At 60.0% G+C, this 17,181-nt stretch carries 13 protein-coding genes and 7 pseudogenes; 12 read left to right on the top strand and 8 right to left on the bottom strand.

Going from position 1 to position 17,181, the window contains the following annotated elements; all coding sequences use genetic code 11:
- Positions 1–7 precede the first annotated feature (7 nt).
- Positions 8–1,387: an MATE family efflux transporter gene (locus FXV83_RS26215; protein WP_148742490.1), complete on the top strand. Its 1,380-nt coding sequence runs from the start codon at positions 8–10 to the stop codon at positions 1,385–1,387.
- Positions 1,388–1,758: 371 nt separating this feature from the next.
- Here the strand turns inward: FXV83_RS26215 and FXV83_RS26220 are convergent.
- Positions 1,759–2,147: pseudogene (locus FXV83_RS26220) on the bottom strand (transposase); the annotation flags it as partial.
- 309 nt (positions 2,148–2,456) lie between these two features.
- Between FXV83_RS26220 and FXV83_RS26225 the strand changes: the two are divergent.
- Positions 2,457–2,678 (top strand): type II toxin-antitoxin system RelE/ParE family toxin, encoded by a 222-nt coding sequence (locus FXV83_RS26225; RefSeq protein WP_342760696.1) that lies wholly within the window; start codon positions 2,457–2,459, stop codon positions 2,676–2,678.
- 425 nt (positions 2,679–3,103) lie between these two features.
- Here the strand turns inward: FXV83_RS26225 and FXV83_RS45675 are convergent, their stop codons facing one another.
- On the bottom strand, positions 3,104–3,328 hold the full coding sequence (locus FXV83_RS45675; RefSeq protein ID WP_488226264.1) for a hypothetical protein: 225 nt from the start codon (positions 3,326–3,328) through the stop codon (positions 3,104–3,106).
- A 133-nt stretch (positions 3,329–3,461) separates the two neighbouring features.
- Positions 3,462–3,551, bottom strand: coding sequence for a hypothetical protein (locus tag FXV83_RS45495; RefSeq protein ID WP_430648950.1), 90 nt, complete (start codon positions 3,549–3,551; stop codon positions 3,462–3,464).
- Positions 3,552–3,724: 173 nt separating this feature from the next.
- Between FXV83_RS45495 and FXV83_RS44970 the strand changes: the two genes are divergently transcribed.
- Both FXV83_RS44970 and FXV83_RS26245 read left to right on the top strand, forming a co-directional pair.
- A complete protein-coding gene (locus tag FXV83_RS44970) occupies positions 3,725–3,853 on the top strand; it encodes a hypothetical protein (protein WP_275199829.1) in 129 nt (42 codons plus the stop codon).
- A 550-nt stretch (positions 3,854–4,403) separates the two neighbouring features.
- A complete protein-coding gene (locus tag FXV83_RS26245) occupies positions 4,404–5,546 on the top strand; it encodes a TlpA disulfide reductase family protein (RefSeq protein ID WP_148742498.1) in 1,143 nt (380 codons plus the stop codon).
- A gap of 174 nt (positions 5,547–5,720) precedes the next feature.
- On the opposite strand, the gene FXV83_RS43055 is transcribed toward FXV83_RS26245, so the two are convergent.
- Positions 5,721–6,068 (bottom strand): hypothetical protein, encoded by a 348-nt coding sequence (locus FXV83_RS43055; protein WP_187436163.1) that lies wholly within the window; start codon positions 6,066–6,068, stop codon positions 5,721–5,723.
- 15 nt (positions 6,069–6,083) lie between these two features.
- Positions 6,084–7,622, bottom strand: a complete 1,539-nt coding sequence (gene istA, locus FXV83_RS26255; RefSeq protein ID WP_187436164.1) for an IS21 family transposase — start codon at positions 7,620–7,622, stop codon at positions 6,084–6,086.
- A 184-nt stretch (positions 7,623–7,806) separates the two neighbouring features.
- Between istA and FXV83_RS44275 the strand changes: the two are divergent.
- Together FXV83_RS44275 and FXV83_RS26265 are read left to right on the top strand one after the other, a co-directional pair.
- Positions 7,807–8,244 (top strand): annotated as a pseudogene (locus tag FXV83_RS44275) (tyrosine-type recombinase/integrase); the annotation flags it as partial.
- Positions 8,245–8,253: 9 nt separating this feature from the next.
- Positions 8,254–8,448, top strand: a pseudogene (locus tag FXV83_RS26265) (transposase zinc-binding domain-containing protein); the annotation flags it as partial.
- An 81-nt stretch (positions 8,449–8,529) separates the two neighbouring features.
- Here the strand turns inward: FXV83_RS26265 and FXV83_RS26270 are convergent.
- Positions 8,530–9,564, bottom strand: coding sequence for a tyrosine-type recombinase/integrase (locus FXV83_RS26270; protein ID WP_347341085.1), 1,035 nt, complete (start codon positions 9,562–9,564; stop codon positions 8,530–8,532).
- 28 nt (positions 9,565–9,592) lie between these two features.
- A pseudogene (locus FXV83_RS26275) lies at positions 9,593–10,840 on the bottom strand (tyrosine-type recombinase/integrase); the annotation flags it as partial.
- A 969-nt stretch (positions 10,841–11,809) separates the two neighbouring features.
- On the opposite strand from FXV83_RS26275, the pseudogene FXV83_RS26285 reads away from it, so the two are divergent.
- Together FXV83_RS26285 and FXV83_RS26290 are read left to right on the top strand one after the other, a co-directional pair.
- A pseudogene (locus FXV83_RS26285) lies at positions 11,810–12,790 on the top strand (IS91 family transposase); the annotation flags it as partial.
- 547 nt (positions 12,791–13,337) lie between these two features.
- A pseudogene (locus FXV83_RS26290) lies at positions 13,338–13,670 on the top strand (hypothetical protein); the annotation flags it as partial.
- A 127-nt stretch (positions 13,671–13,797) separates the two neighbouring features.
- Here the strand turns inward: FXV83_RS26290 and FXV83_RS26295 are convergent.
- Positions 13,798–14,007, bottom strand: coding sequence for a response regulator transcription factor (locus FXV83_RS26295; protein ID WP_148742494.1), 210 nt, complete (start codon positions 14,005–14,007; stop codon positions 13,798–13,800).
- Positions 14,008–14,254: 247 nt separating this feature from the next.
- Between FXV83_RS26295 and FXV83_RS26300 the strand changes: the two genes are divergently transcribed.
- From FXV83_RS26300 to FXV83_RS26315, 4 genes and pseudogenes are all read left to right on the top strand, one after another.
- Complete coding sequence (locus FXV83_RS26300) at positions 14,255–14,485, top strand: hypothetical protein (protein WP_148742495.1); 231 nt, start codon at positions 14,255–14,257, stop codon at positions 14,483–14,485.
- A gap of 247 nt (positions 14,486–14,732) precedes the next feature.
- Complete coding sequence (locus FXV83_RS26305) at positions 14,733–15,044, top strand: hypothetical protein (RefSeq protein ID WP_187436166.1); 312 nt, start codon at positions 14,733–14,735, stop codon at positions 15,042–15,044.
- Positions 15,045–15,846: 802 nt separating this feature from the next.
- Positions 15,847–16,089: pseudogene (locus FXV83_RS26310) on the top strand (ATP-binding protein); the annotation flags it as partial.
- Positions 16,090–16,226: 137 nt separating this feature from the next.
- Entirely contained in the window at positions 16,227–17,078 is an 852-nt protein-coding gene (locus FXV83_RS26315) for a type IV toxin-antitoxin system AbiEi family antitoxin domain-containing protein (protein ID WP_148742496.1), read from the top strand.
- Positions 17,079–17,181: the final 103 nt, after the last annotated feature.

Below are 17,181 nucleotides of genomic sequence, written 5' to 3' on the forward strand. Positions count from 1 at the left end.
CGATGTGATGCCAAAGAAGAAGCAGCACATCGATCTATCGGATCCCAATCTCTCGAGCCTTATCCTGCGGCTCGCCATTCCGTCTGTTGTTGGCTTATCGATCCACGCGTTACAGCAGGTCGTCAACGCGATCTTTGTTGGCGCACTTGGCGCGCAGGCGATCGCAGCTGTCAGCATGACCTTGCCGATTGTGGTCCTGCTCGCGGCAGTCGGACAGGGGATCGGTGTTGGAACAGCGTCGTTCATATCTCGTCATCTTGGCGCTGGTGAGTACCTGGAGGCGAGTCGAGGCGCGAGTACTGCACTCGCGCTCGCCGCCCCGATCGGTATCATAGTTACCGTCGCTCTGCTTCTAAACCTGCGAGGGATCTTCGTAACGCTCGGGGCAAGTCCAACCATCATGCCCGTGGCGCTCGACTACGCGGCGACGCTTTTGTTCGGGTACACCCTGATGCTTCTAAACATTGTCAACGGCTTCATCGTCAGAGCCGAAGGCAACACACGATTCAGCATGTGGACGATGATTACCGCCTTCGTACTGAACGCTGTGCTTGATCCCGTCTTCATATTCTTACTTGACCTTGGCGTGCGAGGCGCAGCCCTCGCAACGCTGGTATCTCAGATCGCTGCTGTTGGACTCTATATCGCGTATTTTACGAAGCTTGGCGGGACAGTTCTCGTCCGGATATCTCACATCTCGTTGCGAGCAGATCGCATCAGGCAGCTCGCGTTGGTAGGCGCGCCGGCGACAATGACGAGTATCTTATCTGCTATTGCCGTTATGCTCTTGTACGGAGCTGCTGCGCCGTTCGGCGACGATTCCATCGCGGCCGTGGGAATAGCTGTGCGAATCTTGACGATGGGCGCACTACCTATCACCGGCTTCTGCATAGGCTCTCAAGCTGTCCTGGGTTTCGGTTGGGGCGCACGCGACTTTGCTCGTGTATTGAAGGCTGCGAGGTTCATGCTCTCCATGACTGTCGCTCTTTCCGTTGCGTATTCTGTGGCCGTTGTGATTTTTGCGCGGCCTTTGGTCAGGCTGTTCAGCGATAGCGATAAGGTCACGGAAATTGCCGTCTCGACATGCATCGTCTTCCATCTCTTTTTTGGACTGTTTGGTGTTGAGAGTTTCGTGGCGACGATGCTTCAGTCGTTCGGCAGAGCACGCCTCAGTGCGGTTGTGTCCTGGGCAAGGCAGGGCTATCTCTTCATACCGGCCGTACTGTTATTCCCGGTCATATCGGGTTTCAACGGACTGTTGGCCAGTCAAGCAATCGCTGAGCTGGGCGCCGGAATGATCGCGCTGTTTGTCATGTTCCACCAGTTCGCTGAGCTCAGACGAGCGCTCCGGCATCCTACTTCAAGAGCGATCGGGATCGCGGGTTGACCTGACAAGGGACATCATCGGAGCTCAGAGCATTAGGCCTACATAGCCGGGGAGGTGTTGCGCTCCAAGAAAATTGTTATTCGGCCTGCAATATTGGCTCTGACTCATATGTGGAACGGCCCGGGCTACAACATCTTTCTCTGGTTGAACAGGGGATGACGGTGCGGTCATATGTTCGGCCTGTAAACGCGGCGCCCGGCCGCTCGCCACGATGATATCCGCGGAAGCAATCGCCCAATCAATTTCTCGCGCGCGAAGCGCAGTGACTCAGACGGTCTGATCGCTACCGGGAATGTTGTCGTTCGGGGTTCATCCAGATTTGCACCTTGCCTCCTCGGCAGCTTTCTTCTTCCGCCGGAGAGCTCTTAAGATTAGGTTTTCAGCACTGCAGCCGGCGCCTGATAGATGCCGCCTGCTGACCAGCAAGGCCCAGATGGTGCCGCAATCTTATTGGCGAGCGCCACCGCTACGACCTTGACCGGCCGTCTTTGCAGCATGGTCCGTATCCAGAGCAGGACTTTCAAGCCTCGCTTAGCAAGCTTGATGATTGAGGTCGCACCAACGATCAAGAGCGTCCTTAGTTGCCGATTTCCACGCTTTGATATCGCCCTTTCCCGCCGCTCGACTGTGCCCTCGGTGTTAACCCCGTCCAAGCCGCAAAATCTCGTCCAGTCGCAAAACCGCGAGCATCCACGACCGATGTCCGAACGGTAGCGGCGATGAGGGGACCGACACCCGGAATGCTCATCAGGCGCCCGGCATCGGGGTGGTGGGTCTTTCTCGATACGTATCGAACGTTGTGCATTGCGCCGACCCCAGAAGTTCGTGAACTTTTCGAGAGATTACGAACATTTCCACTAGTTCAAGAGTGGGCCGGCGGCTTAATCGGATCAGCCTGTAGATCTGTTCTAGGGCCTTGATCTGAGTGGCGTATTTTTGCTTGTGTCGTACCTATCATTCTTGGTACCCGCTGCCTTTTATCAGCTAGCCTCCGGACGTGAGCCGGTTCGCGAGTGGCTGAAGCTTCTGCCGGAGACAGACCGCAAGATTGTCGGTGAAGACATCAAGGATGTGGAGTTTTCCTGGCCGATCGGCATGCCGGCTTTGCGGGGCCTTAGGAAAAGGTCTGTGGGAGGTCCGCAGCGAGCTTGAGGGCAATCGTATCGCGCGGGTACTGTTTTGTGTTCACGAAGGCCGGATGGTTTTGCTGCACGCTTCTATAAAGAAGACGCAGAAGATACCCCAAGCTGAACTTGACTTGGCACAAAAGCGCCGAAAGGAGATCACATGAAAAAGAAAGGTCGCATCGGATCATCCATTGACGATTTTCTGAAGGAAGAGAATATCTATGAAGAGGTGACGGCACGTGCCATCAAGCGCGTCATTGCGCGTCAGCTTGATGCCCTCATGCAGGACGAGGGGCTAACCAAATCCGCTCTCGCCGAACGCATGCAGACCAGCCGTGCGCAGCTCGACCGGCTCCTGGATCCCAACAATGAATCCGTGACGCTCGCAACCCTGACGCGCCGCGCAGGCCGTGGGCCGCCATCTGAGGATGGAATTGGATTAGGCCCACCATTCGCTTGGAGTGGGGCGACGATTTCACTCGATATGGCTATTTCAACGTTCGCTGAAAGTGTTTATCTCAGTGAAAATTCCGCAAACGCCCAGTCCAGAGAGTTGCGCAGCTCGCTCAGATTTGTACCGTACCCAAGATCAACCTATCGCACTATTAATTTGGTTCGGCCAAGCTACCGACGAGTATCTCGCGTAACGGGCATCGACCTCTTCTTGCAGGAGGCGCACGCGCCGCGATCGGCAAACCATTGTCAGGCAGGTGTGCAAACTGGCGGGCGAGAGAAGCTGAGCTTCTTCGATCATGTCGAAGACATGCAGCACGCCGCGAACCTCGATACCGATCTCGATTCCAAGCTCCCGCATATCGCGCGCTCCCGCGAGTATGGTGTGACCGCCGTCGGCGGCAAGCGCCAGCGCATAGGCATCGTGAACAGAAAGGCTCGGACATTCACCTTGACGCCCGGAATTCCCTTGCCAATGGCGACAGCCATTCTTTTCATGCCCGCATCGATCGCGGCCAGCGATTCCGGCCGGCCGGTGACGGGTTCAGGTCGATATCGACTGACAAACGCGGCATATCGCGCACGAATAGATTGATCGCAGTCCCGCCTTTGGAGCAAAATCCTTTACCGCCGCAACGAATGGCAAGGTCTCGATCAGCAGCGCAACCAGAGCTGGTCCCGGTTATCTGAACAGATTCACCGGGTTGATAAGTGGAGCGTCTGCCGGGGTTAGGCCGCCAAGCGGAATGACGGCTGGTTGAAGATATCGACCGATCGAGTGGCGCGCCTCGCTGGCGTGCTCGCCAGCAACGCCATCGCCATCAGCATGGACGACAACCGGTGCCGAATTTATGGTGATGAAGGCTATCTGGCCGGTTGCCTTTAGGCACCCTACAAGGGTTAGCAGGCGGCTAACTCATCAAGCTTAGGTATCCTAGCGGCCTCGTCGCAAAATGCGGGGACATGCCAGACGAAGGAGATCGCAGATTGCCGACTTTACCGACGTGCAGTCGGCGGGCGATTCAGTTACTGCGGCCCCGCCGATCGACTTGTTCCTCGCCAGCTTGCGAACGGCTTGGAAAGAGGGCGCATCTCGACCAACGGACCGGCCGATCCTAAAAGCGAAGCGAGCTCATCGTCGCCCTGACCCTTCGAATTTGTCGGTCAGCGGGCACCATCGGGTTTCTCACGCGCCTCCCTACTGGCGCAGCGCGGCTCACGGATGCGCATTCGCATGACGATCTGCGGCACGAAGGGGGCGATGCGTGCCCGAAATCCGACGCCGACGCAAAGCATGTCAGGTTACCTACAGGGGACCTTACTGGGCGTGTGGATGAAAGCTTTGTCATGTGCTTAGTGCGCGCGGACAGCCTGGCACGGTGATTGCTAATTCGGGTGAAGCGACAAGGTCGCGAGTAACTTTGGAGAAGATCATCATGCTATGCTTGGCGTCCCCGGCTCCTTCGCTCAAAGTCGAGAACTGGCTGCGTGGCGAGCCCCTCACGAACTTCGAGCCAGGGAAATTGTACATCGTCGAATTTTGGGCAACTTGGTGCGGCCCATGTGTGGGGATGATGCCCCATCTGATAGAGCTGCAAGCAAAATACAAAGACGAAGGGCTTGAGGTCGTCGGAATCGCAGATAGGGAAGAAGCACCAACGGCGGATGAGGCTCGCGCCAAGTTGGACGCATGGTTGACTGAAAAGTTCTCAAATCTGAACTATCGAATCGGGTTCGACAGTACAGGCGAAATGAAGAAGCTTTGGATGGATGCCAGCTCTTCTCTTGGGGTTCCGACATCGTTCGTCGTCGACCGCGACGGCCACATTGCCTTTATCGGTCATGCGATCCACATCGACGACGTCTTGCCGAAAATTATCAACTGCACTTGGCGCAGCAGCGATGAAGCTAAAGCCGCCGATGCGAAACGGATTGCGGAGAACCAACGCGTGGCGCGCGAACTCTCAATCCGCCGGACAATTCGACTGGCGATAAAAGCAAAGGATTGGCCGGCAGCGCTCTCAGCGGTCGAAGGGGGCATTGCCACGATGCCGGACAATCTCGCGTTCCGCGAGATTCATGCGGATCTGTTGCTTCACAAAATGCGCGACACGGCGACCGGCTTCCAGGTCTTGCGCCAACTGGTTCGAGATGCGATTGGGAAACAGTCGGAGGCTGTGTATGGGCTGAATATCGTGATGAGGCAACTCTTTGATCCGGATAACGATAGGGCCTACCTTCCGCGTGCGGAGCGCTTTGCGATCGCCAGAGACGTGTCGGAACATATCCTCAATTCAGTGCAAGCCAGCGGTGGCCTCAACTTTGCTTCTTATAGGGTGGTCGCTCAGTATTACTACGAGAGTGGTGACAAGCAACGCGCGATCGAGCTGATCGAGCGGGCAATGACGTACCTAGACGATCCGAAAGTGCCGGACGCTATGAAAAAGCATTATATGCCGCAGTTGCTCCAAACCTTGGCCAACTACAGGGGCGAGAAGGTTTGTTGCAGCGGGTCTTGTTCGATTTCGCAGGAAAAGTCTCCTGGAGCTCCCAAAGTGCAGCCGCAGGAGGAGACATGAAGAGAGATGTTAATCGAAGATGCACGATCGGGGCTATGTAAGCGCCTTCGAAGCACTCGCGACCAGCGGAACGTCTAGGATCATTTAGGCGATTGCGACACGCAAGTCACAAGGAAAGCCTAGCCCACAACAAGCGATGCGACGCCCTGCGGCCCTTCTTTGCTGGGTGTCTAGTTAGTCGTTCGTGAAGAACCGTCCAAGCGGTTGATCAAGAATCGATTTTCCGGGCGAGATTGGCTTTGAGATTGCAAGCTTTCGGGCTTTGACTGCCCAAAAGCTTGCAATTTCATCTTTGAGGATTGAACGAAGCCGCTGGCGCGGCAATTGAGGAGAGATGGTAACGGCCGCCTCCTGTCTGCGAGAATCGAGGGTTTCAGAGCCCAACCCTTCAGACAGGAGGTTTTCCGATGGCCCAGGTGAGCTCTCGGCCGCCTCGGGATTGTTCTGCAGTTCGACGAAGGTATCGGCCATGGCGGCGAGGCCGAGGGCGCGCAAGCGATCGACGGTGGGGTGAATGAGCATGCTGATCTCTCCTGATCAATTGTAGTAATTGCGGCCACGGATGTTGGTGTGGAAGAGGATGGGCGCCTCCTCGGCGGGAGGAGCGGTTCTGTCGGTGCCGTTCTTGAGGATGGCGGCGACCGATTTGTACGAACGGGCGTTGAGCAGCAGCGCCCGGGCGCAGGCGGCATCGACGCGTTCCTGGCCATAGCGCTTGACCAGCCCGAGAATGCCGATGGCCGAGCGGAAGCCCTGTTCCGGATGCGGCCGCGACCGCAGGATGACATCGATCAGCGTCTCGGCATCGGAGCCGACCTTGGCCGCTTCGGAACGAATGCGCTCATGCGTCCAGTCGCGATAGCGGCGATGTGAGCTCGGCATATGTTCGGGAATCGTCGTCGGGCGATGCGGCAAGGTGCTGCGCAGATGCGACGCCACCCGCTTGCCGCGGAGAAATATCTCGACGGTCTTTTGGGTGATGCGGGCCTCGACCTCTTGACGCACGAGGTTGTGCGGGACGCTGTAGTAATGCTTGGCGATCTCGACGTGATAATCGAGGTTGACCCGGCAGCGCTTCCACTCGGCATACTCGTACGGTTCGTCCGGCAAGGGGGTGAGCGCCGGATGATCGAGCTCCTCGAACAGGTCGCGCCGACTTCGCCCCCAGCTCCGGAGAGGTCGATCATTCAGCTCGACAAGGAGCGCGTGGATCGCCTGGTTGAGGGCGGCGAGCGAGAAGAAGCGGCGGTTGCGCAAGCGCGCCAGAATCCATCGCCCGACGATTTGGACCCCGACTTCGACCTTGGCTTTGTCGCGCGGCCGATACGGCCGCGCCGGCACGATGGCGGTGCGGTAATGGCGGGCGAGATCGGCATAGGTCCGGTTGACCATCGGCTCGTGAAAGCAGGCCCGGGTGACGCCGGCCTTCAGATTGTCGCTCACCGTCTGCCGGGCCGTGCCGCCGAAATAGGAAAATGCCCGAACGTGCGAGGCGATCCAGTCCGGCAGGCTCTGGCTGAGGCTGGCTTCGGCGTAGGTGTAGTTCGAGGCGCCGAGCACGGCGACGAAGATCTGCATGCTGCGCACCTCGCCGCTGAGCCCGTCAACCACCTCCATCGTGTGGCCGGAATAGTCGACGAACAGCTTCTCGCCGGCGACATGGACTTGGCGCAGGGTCGGCTTGAGGCGGCCGGCCCATTCCTTGTAACGCTCGCAGAACCACGAATAGCTGAAGCTGTCGGAGCTTGCATCGCAATACTCCTCCCACAACAGCATCAGCGTGACGTTCGGGCGCCGCAGCTCGCGATGCACGAGCGCCCAATCGGGCTGCGGACGCTCGTCGCTGGGCCGATCGGAGGGTGGCGGATATAGGCGGTTCTCGAGCCGGAGATCGTCATCCAACTCCGGCGGCAACGGCCAAGTCAGGCCGGCGCGGCGGGCTCGGTTCAGGTACTTGCTGACCGTGCCTTGGGCCAAGCCCAGGCTGCGGGCAACGCCGCATTGCGACATGCCGACGCTGTAGTGCAGGCGTAGAACTTCACGAATGTGGCGCATGGACAGTCTCTCTGTCGGCATCTCGATCCTCTGCGGTTAGGCAAAAGACCAAGCTACCCGGGTTGCAGACTGTCAGCGGTGCGCGCCTCCTGATTGCCCCCCGATCGCGATCGCTGGAAATAGCGATCACGATCGGCTGGAAACGGTGATCACGATGCTCTGGAATGAGTGATCACGATGGCCTGGAATCGGTGATCACGATCGGCTGGAACGCGCAGATATCGACAGTCAGCGGATGGTGATCCGGGTCGAACAAGGCAAAGGCGGCAGGGACCGTTACGTCATGCTCTCGCCGCAGCTTCTGAAGATTCTGAGGGCCTATTGGCGGCTAACCCGACCGACACGCTGGCTGTTTCCCGGCGGCGACAGTGAGCGGCCGCTTGATGCAACCGTGCTGCACGCGGCATGCCGCTCGGCCCACATCGCAGCCGGTCTGACAAGCGCGTGACGGTGCACACACTACGGCACAGTTTTGCGACCCACCTTCTCGAGAACGGCGCCGACATTCGTGTGATCCAGGTGCTGCTCGGCCATGCCAGCCTGCAGAGCACGGCGCGCTACGCCCAGGTTGCCACCAAAACGATCAGCCAGACCCCGAGTCCGCTTGACCGGTTGTCGATTGGAGATCATTCCGCCCGGCTGATCGGGCATCATGGGTCCGGCTTTGGAGCTGGCGGACATATTCCGCCGCCACGGCGAAGCTTTTCGACAGGCGCACGCCGGTCACCTCGGCCGCGTCGAGCGACGCGTCATGGGCGCCATCACCGCGTGTCGGACGGCCGTGCTCGGTGGCCACGTCGAGCAATGCGACGACTGCGGTGCGACGCGCGTCGCCTACAACTCCTGTCTTATGGGCAAAGCCGGTAATGGGGAGCTGGCGGCAACTTGATCGCGTTCCTGTACTAATCACCGCTAACCCCGCTCTCCATTACGAGGTACGCCTGAGGAGTTCGATCAGCTTGTCGGTGGGCTGGAAGACGCCGCGCCGCAGGTGGGGCGGCACGATCGCCTGCATCGCATCGAGCTTCTCGGTCGGATCGCCGCGCGTGTAGACCTCGGTGGTCGTCAGCGTAGCGTGGCCCAGCCATAGCGACACCTTCCGGATGTCCCCGGTCGCTTGCAGAACGACCATCGCGCAGGTGTGCCTGAGTACATGGGGCGAGACGCGTTTCTTGGCGAGACCAGGCTGCTTGCGAGCCGCAGTCGCGGCGTGCTGCCTGAGCAGATAGGCAAAGCCCCATCGGCTCAGCGGCTCACCACGGGCGTTGACGAACACCTCAGGTGTCGTGACCTGCCCACGGATGGCGAGCCAGGCGCGCAGTGCAGCGGCCGCCGGCTTCCACAACGGCAGGGTCCGCTCCCGGCGTCCCTTGCCGAGCACAAGGATGCTCATCGAAGGCAGGTCGATGTCATCGACCTTGAGGCCCGTCAGCTCGGAGACGCGCAGCCCTGCGCAGACGGCCACGTGCAGCATTGCGCGATCGCGGATGCCATCGCGTGTCGCCGGATCGGGAGCGTCGAGCACGGCTTGGAGCTCTTCGCGCAGAAGGTAGGGCACCAGGCGCGTGTCAGTTTTCTTGAACGGGATCGCCAGTAGACGGCGGATCTGCTCGAGCGCTGCCGGCTGCCGGTACTCGAGGAAGCGGAAGAACGACTTGATCGCCGCCAGGCGAACGTTGCGCGTCACGGCCGCGTTTTTGCGCTCGTCCTCAAGATGCTCGAGGAAGGCGCTGACGAGCCCGGCATCGATCTGCTCGAGCGTCAGCGCCGATGGTTTGACCTTGAGCCGGTCGGCGGCGAACACGAACAGCAGCTGGAAGCTCGAGGCATAGGAGTCGCTCGTGTGCCAGCTGGCGCCCCGCTGGCGAGCTAGTGTGTCGCGCAGGAACGTCTCGATGAGGGGAGCGATCGGCGTCATGCGGACCTCCCTTCGACATGAACGCTTCGCCGGCCGTGGCGACATCGCGCAAGAGGTCGGGCGTGGCCTCGAGATACCAGTAGGTCGCGTAGATGTTGACGTGACCCATATAGGTCGCGAGTGCCGCCATGTGCGCCCCGCAGCGGCCTCGGCCGGTAGGGCTGCCTTGCAGCGCGCGCACCGCAAACGTGTGCCGCAGATCGTGCAGGCGAGGACGGTGAGCCGACCTCGATCTAATGCCAGCCTTGTCGACCAGCCTGTCGAAGGTCTCCTTGACGGCAATGTAGCGCAGCGGCCGACCGCGCTTGTCGATGAACATCGGATCATCGTCCGCGCCGGGCCCGCGACGTGCCAGGTATCGCTGCAAGCCGGCGGCTGCCGTGTCGTGCAGCGGCACCAGTCGCGTCTTGCGGAACTTGGTCTCGCGGATCAGCAGACCGTCGCGGGTCACGTCAGCGATCGTCAGCTTCAGGGCTTCGGAGATCCTGAGCCCGGTGGCTGAGAGCAGCGCGATCAAGGTCGCTTGCGTGTGCGGGCGCAAGCCGCGCATTGGCCGAAGCCGCAGCGCAGCTTCAACCAGCCGACTGATCTCGTCTGTCGTGTAGATGTGCGGCGTGCGACGCTTCTTGCGGGCGCCGAAGTGATTTGCCGGCGGCAGCTCGTGCCCGACGTCCTCCACCCGGACGTGGCGTACGAAGCGACAGACGGCTCTGAGCCGTGCATCGCGTTGCGCGACGGATGGTCCGAGCGCGGCCCAGTCGATCGCTGTTTTTGTCTCGACGTACGTTTGTCCGCGCTCGGCCGCGAAGGCGGCAAAGCTCTTCAGCAGGTACTCCGCGGTCGACATCGCGAAGCCCGTAGCGCGGCGCAGCGCGAGATAGGTCTCGATGGCGTCGAGCATCAGAGCGCCTCCGGCCAGGGCTGAGCAACCTGCTTCAGCAGCGACGTCGGCCTTTGCGTAATAGGCCGTCGTGTCGATGCCGCGATGCCGAAGGACGAGTCCGATCTTGTCGAGCGGCACGCCATGGCGCAGCATCTCGGTCGCCGCGGTGGCGTGGGCCCCTTTGACCGGCGCCACGATGTCGGCCCGCTTCATGATGCGCTTCACCACCGACGAGATGCCGTCGCCTCGTCGGAATGGCCGGCACGGCGCGATCGTGCGCAGGAACAAGAGATCGTTCCGGCGGGTAGACGGCCGGCATTCGAGGTAGGCGGCGATCGCATCCCCGACGTCTTGCGGTAGCGGCAGCCGGACCTCGTAGCGCGACTTGCCGCAGACCCGCAGCGACCCTGTTTGCCACTCGATATCGGTGAGGCGCAGTGCGCCACGTCACCGGCCCGCAGGCCGAGGCGCACCAACAAAAGAACGATCGCACGATCACGCCGGCGCGCGCCGGCGTCGCCGTCACAGGCAGCGATCAGCCGGTCGACCTGCTCGGTCGACAGATACCGGGGCATGTCGGCAAGCTGCCAATGAGCGTAGGCCGGAACGGTGCCGTCGAGACCTGCCTGACAACGGCCTGCGACTGCGAGATACCGCAGGAAAGCCCGCAGGCTCGTCGTCATCTTCTCGATCGTGCCACTCCCGCTATTGCTCGTCCGCTCCAGGAAGTAACTGCGGACATCGTTCGGCCTCCAGCCGGCCGGGTCAGATCGAAGCTCCATCATCAGGCCCGCGGCGTCGCGGGCGTAGAGCCTGACGGTGGGATCGGATGCGCCGCGATGCTTGCGCAGCCACGTCTTGAAGTCGGCGACCAGCTGCGGCTCGGCGGATGCTGCCCCCACGGCCGCGGACCGGCAAACGCCGAGCTCGACGAGGTGCCGACGAAAGAGCCTGGCACCGTAGATGGTGTGGTGGTTGCGCCGGCCGCCTTTGGCGCGTGGACACCGGCAGGTGCGCAGGTGCTCGCCGAACGCGGCGAGATCAACGTCCGTTAGGCCCGCGCCTTGCTCGGTGATGACATGGCCGATGTGAGCCGCCGCTCGCAAATAGCGTACCGCTGTCTCGGGGCAATAGCCTTGCTGCTCCAGTGCCGCTGCAAACCCGTCAAGGTAAGGCCCGCTCGGCCCGCTGCGCAAATGCCCCAGCATCTTCGCCGCCGAAAAGTACGTCTCCAACATGTTCGTCCCCGTATGTGACCGGCCATCAGTGGCCGACCCGACGGGGCCGCACAGGCGACTTGTAATGGAGAGCTCGAGAGCGGCAATACACAGGAAAATACGGTGATAGCGATTGCCAGCTCCCCATTACCGGCTTTGCCCATAAGACAGGTAATGGGCGACGCCCATTACCTGCCGCAATCGGCACTGTCCGAAGTGCCAGGGCGCGGCACGCGCACAGTGGCTCGCCGAGCGGCAAGCCGAACTTCTTCCCGTGCCGTATTTCCACGTGGTCTTCACCTTGCCGGCGCAGGCCGGAGAGATTGCTTTCCAGAACAAGGCGGTGGTCTATGCCATCCTGTTCCGCTGCGCGGCGGAGACGCTCACCACCATCGCGGCCGATCCCAAGCATCTCGGTGCCCAGGTCGGCGTGACCGCCGTCCTCCATACCTGGGGCCAGACCCTGCAACACCATCCGCATGTCCACTGTGTCGTGCCTGGTGGTGGACCTTCGCTCGACGGCACACTCTGGTTCGCTTGCCGGCCCGGTTTCTTCCTGCCGGTGCGCGTCCTCTCCCGGCTATTCCGCCGCCTGTTTCTGCAAGAGCTGCAAGCCGCGTTCGCGGCTGGCCAGTTGGGTTTTTTTGGTAATCTCGCCGATCCCGCCGTGTTCACCCAGCGCCTCGATCAGCTCCGACGGACCGACTGGGTCGTCTACGCCAAGCCGCCTTTCGGCGGGCCCGAACAGGTGCTGGCTTATCTTGGCCGCTATACCCATCGCGTCGCCATCGCCAATAGTCGACTGATCTCACTCGCCGACGGCAAGGTAAGCTTTTCCTGGAAGGACTATCGGCAGAATCGCAAAGCCAAGGTGATGACGCTTGATGCCGGCGAGTTCATGCGTCGCTTTCTCCTGCACACCCTGCCGGATGGCTTCCACCGCATCCGCCACTATGGCTTCCTCGCCAATGGCGGACGTAGTGATAAAATCGCCCTGTGCCGCCAACTCCTTGCTGTCCGCCATCTTCCGCCAGATCCAGAAGCCGGCACCGATCCCCTCGTCAAATGCGAGATCCCCGTCTGCCCACATTGCGGCGGCACCATGCGGCGCGTCGACGTCGTCCCGCGAGCCGGCGCGCGGGGCCATCCGTTTCGTTGTGATACGTCATGAGCCATGCCTGCACCATCCACCCCTTCCGTGATCACTTTCTCGGTGGCAACGTCCGATGTCGCCGTGGCCGCGTTCGTCACCAAACATCCCGCCAATCGTTCGGCCACGCATCCCAGCGCAGCAAATCCCCCGCTGGATCGGCCCCATTGCCCGATCAATGGGGCCGCTCACATCAGCTGAATGTCTCGCCGACGCGCTACGACCACAGGCGCGCCTTCTCGGCAGCCGCACTGGCTGCACTATCCCCATAGCGCCCACAACTCCGCGGCTTCGTTCAATCCGGCTTCTATGAGGTCGCAGGCTACGCCAGAGCGCGCGGCTGGCCTTTGCCCCGCGACCTCACAGAACCCTCAAGATTCCGTCGAATCGCGCGTCGTGATTCCGTGATCGCATCGGAGGGAGCGATGCAACCAAGGGAACGACGAGAGACGGGACAAAGCGATCTCCTGCGCTCACGGCTGGACGCGATCATCGACGTCGGCCACCCACTGGTGAAGCTGGCACAGACGAGAGACTGGTCGTTCCTGGAGCAGCGGTTCGGAGAGAGGGCTATCGCGGCCACAACGCCCCGGCCGATTACAAGTTCAGGGTGTTCATCTCAGGACAGAAGCGGCGGGTGACGCCACAGATCAAGCGCGAGCTGCGACGGCGCTCCGCCGTCGAGCCGGTCATCGGCCACCTCAAATCCGAGCACCGCATCGGCCACAACTACCTCTGGCATCGCCAAGGTGACGCCATCAACGCCGTTCTCGCCGCCGTCGGCTATAACTTCCGCCGCCTAATCTGCTGGCTCAGGCTCTTGTTGTGGCAAATCATCGGCACCCTCGCCAAACCACGGGATCAATCAGCCTGCAAATCAGGATTCTTTACGGCCGACTAACTATACCGCTGTGCTCACAACGGGCCGCTACTCTCGGCAGATGCGATCCCATCTTATGCAGTAGTCCTAGCACCGGATGTTTATACGTCGCCGTCGGCACAAGTTGACAGCAGCAGCAATCCATATTTCAAAGAAGCCCGCGGCGGCGCGCCTTGATAGCAGCCTGGATTCGGGTGGTCACTTCCAGCTTTCGCATCGCGTTCTTGAGATGAAAATTGACGGTGTTCTCGCTGATTCTCAATATCACCCCTATTTCCCAGGATGACTTGCCCTCCTCTACCCACTGCAAGCACTGCTTTTCTCGTGTGGACAGCACAACGTCTTGCACTTCGATCATGTGTTTCTCCTGGAGCCGACGACTCGAACGAGATCAGCAAATGCCGTACCACGTGACGGCGATCGCAAACTCTCCTGCCAAGACAAGCCTTGAGGAGCATCGATCAGCCCGGGAAGCTGCCGATCCAACTGCAGCACCATCGGCTATCGAAGCGATTGCGACATACGTCGTAAACGCGACAGCAGTGGTTGCAACAACGGCACACTTGACGTCCGGGACCTAACCTAGGCATGGGATAGCTCTCCTCATGGCTGGTAAGCGCCAGCATTATGTCCCGCGCTTGTTCCAGCGCGGCTTTCTGCATGACCCCACGGAAGAGGCGGAGCGGACCCAGCTACATCGTCGCGGCTCCAAGGCAGAGGTTGTGGGCATGGCCGATAATGGCGTGGAGGACTGGTTCTGTTCGCGGAAATCGCTCGACGGCTCATTGACACTGGATGAGTTGATAACGGACATCGAACAAGATCAAAGTCGTTAACGCTATGCGGACCACGGTGCTGGGCGACACTATTGACTCGAATGTCGCCGCGCGACGCTTGATCCATCTCGTGATCCGAACCGATCACTTGCATCGCGTGATGTCGGAGGGCGTCAGAAAGGGGCGCGATCCGTCTTATTTGTACGCCACAGCTATCCAGCGGTCATACCTGCGCTCTATATTTGTTTCTTGGCGGAGAAGCCTACAATCTCATTGCCTCATACCGACTATCGTGCGGGGCGGAGGCATGAGCGGCAAGGGCGAAAAGACTCCGATCGAGGCATTAGGGCCGCCAAGTAATCGGAAAATTCCGCGTGCCACGAAGCGCCGTCGCAAGAACCGTGGCATGCCGCCGCCCGCAACGTTGGATATCAATACGCTGCCGGGCAGCTCTAATTTGACGGCATTAGAGGCCGCGGCGGTTATCCGTCGCACGCCCGGCGCGCTGGAGCAGTGGCGGCGGGATCCGAACCACGCGCTGAAATGGCGTTACGTCGACGGCCGCCCACTCTATCCTGTCGATGCGGTGCGCGAATATCCGTCACCTCCTGAACCCTGATCAGCTTGGTACGTTGGCCGGTCAGAAACTCTATAATCTGATTCAGCCACCATTCCTCAAGCCGCTCGAAAAGGCTCTGTCGTGACTGGCGCCTCACGGTGATCAGGCGCCGGTTGATGAGTTCCGGAATCTCGTCGATACGCGGTGTATCCGGGAAGATGCGAGCATAGAAGTCGCAAGCCTCCTCGGCGCTTAGGTCCGCGAGGTCAGCCTTCACCTTGGCGATCTCTTTCGACCGACTGGCTGCCAATGCGTGAGACGCATCCTTAGCCCTCGCGTCGCCATCGGCATCTGTGTCGGCGAACTGCTCCAAGAAAGAGCCTGTCGCAATAACTGCGGTAGTAAAGAGCAGGAAGTATGCGTTGGATCCAGCTCTTCCCGTGGACTCGTAATGAGCCAACCAGATACGCACCGATTTCCAGAAATCGGTCGAAAGATCCGAGAGACGGTCGCCCTGCGCTTTGTGCTTGCGGAAGCCGGCGATATTCGGCCGTCCGCTTCCACGAACTCGACGTCGTCGTTTCGCTCGATGTAGACGACGCTGTCTTCAGGAAGTGCTAGAATTCTCAACAGAGCAAATTTGGGTTGGAAAATGTAGCCAAGATTTCGATGCGGCTCTTTTGGCCGCGCTTTCCTTCCGGCGCCTCGATTGGCCGCGTTCGCTCCGGGGTGGGTCTAGATCGCCGTTCTCATAGACTTCCAATCAGCTGATACCAATAGTTCCGATCGACCGGGATTCGGAGTTCGCATGTTTGAGCGGTTCGTAGAACGTTAGGCGGAAGAAGCCCTTTCGGATACCCCGGTGATCCTGATTGTAGGACCGCGCCGGGCCGGCCGAACTTATATTACATTCGGCGATCAGACGGTCCTCGAGCCGCAGAGTCCAACCCGGCTGGTTTGATCGGGCTTGGACCGAGCCACCATCATTGACGAGATCCAGCGTGCGCCGGACCTGCTGCTGGCGATACAGAAGACGGTTGACGAGGACAAGCGGCCAGGTTGCTTGCTCACCGGCTTGGCAAGCGTGCTGACCCTGCCGCGTATCCCCAGGGCTGCGCATTAGAGATCGAAATGTGATTGGCGTGCCCGGCAAGCCAAGTTTGATTATGAGTTGTCTGCATAGTCGGGTTAGCAAATTTGCAAATCTATAAACTTGTTTGAAATACTACCATGTTGCTAAGTATGACTGAGCCTTCTGGCAGAAACCTAAACGTTCTCGAACATGCCCTCGCGGAAGGCCTATTGGTCGATGCCGAGTGGATGACGAAGCATCGCTATTCGACAGGTCTGCGCAGCCAGTACGTTTCGGCTGGCTGGCTGGTTCAGCCAACGCGTGGAACTTTCAAGCGCCCGCTTGGCACCCTGACATGGCAGAAATCGGTCATATCGCTTCAGACGCTGCTTGAGCGCCCCCTGATCGTCGGAGGGCGAACCGCGCTCAAATTGCAAGGCTTTTCGCACTACCTCCGAGTTGAAGGGCCGACCGTCGTCTATCTGTATGGTCCCGATGCTCCGCCCGGATGGCTCTCCAAGCTTCCGCTCAAAGAGCGTTTCACCTTCCGCAAGAGCACAACGCTCTTCAAAGCCGATCCCGTGACGAAGGGGCTCAAGAACGACGCGTGGAATGTCCAGAACAATACCGGCGCAGCCGCCGATGAATTCCAGGCAGGACCATTCAAGCAGATATGGGGCGAGAGCGAATGGCCACTCACCATTTCATCGCCCGAACGGGCGTTGCTTGAACTGCTCGACGAGCTGCCGCATAGCGAGAGCTTCCACCAGGTCGACATGCTTGTTGAGGGCTTGCGCAACCTCAGTCCCCGCAAGCTGCAAAAGCTGCTGGACGATTGCAGAAGCGTAAAAGTCAAAAGGCTGTTCTTCTGGTTTGCCGACCGGCACAACCATTCATGGCTGAAGCAAATAAACCGTGACAAGGTCGATTTGGGGAAAGGAAAGCGCATGCTGGTGAAAGCTGGAAGGCTCGATCCGAAATATTTGATCACCGTGCCGGAGGATCTCAGTGCCCCTATCTGAACGCTATCGGCAGAGCATCCACAAGACATCTGGCCCGGTTCACCGGCTAATGGAGAGGTGAGCATTAACCGGTTAATCGCGAGGTGGCGGTAATGTGAAGGAA

The sequence above is a fragment of the Bradyrhizobium hipponense genome (assembly GCF_008123965.1).
In the GTDB taxonomy this organism is placed as follows: domain Bacteria; phylum Pseudomonadota; class Alphaproteobacteria; order Rhizobiales; family Xanthobacteraceae; genus Bradyrhizobium; species Bradyrhizobium hipponense.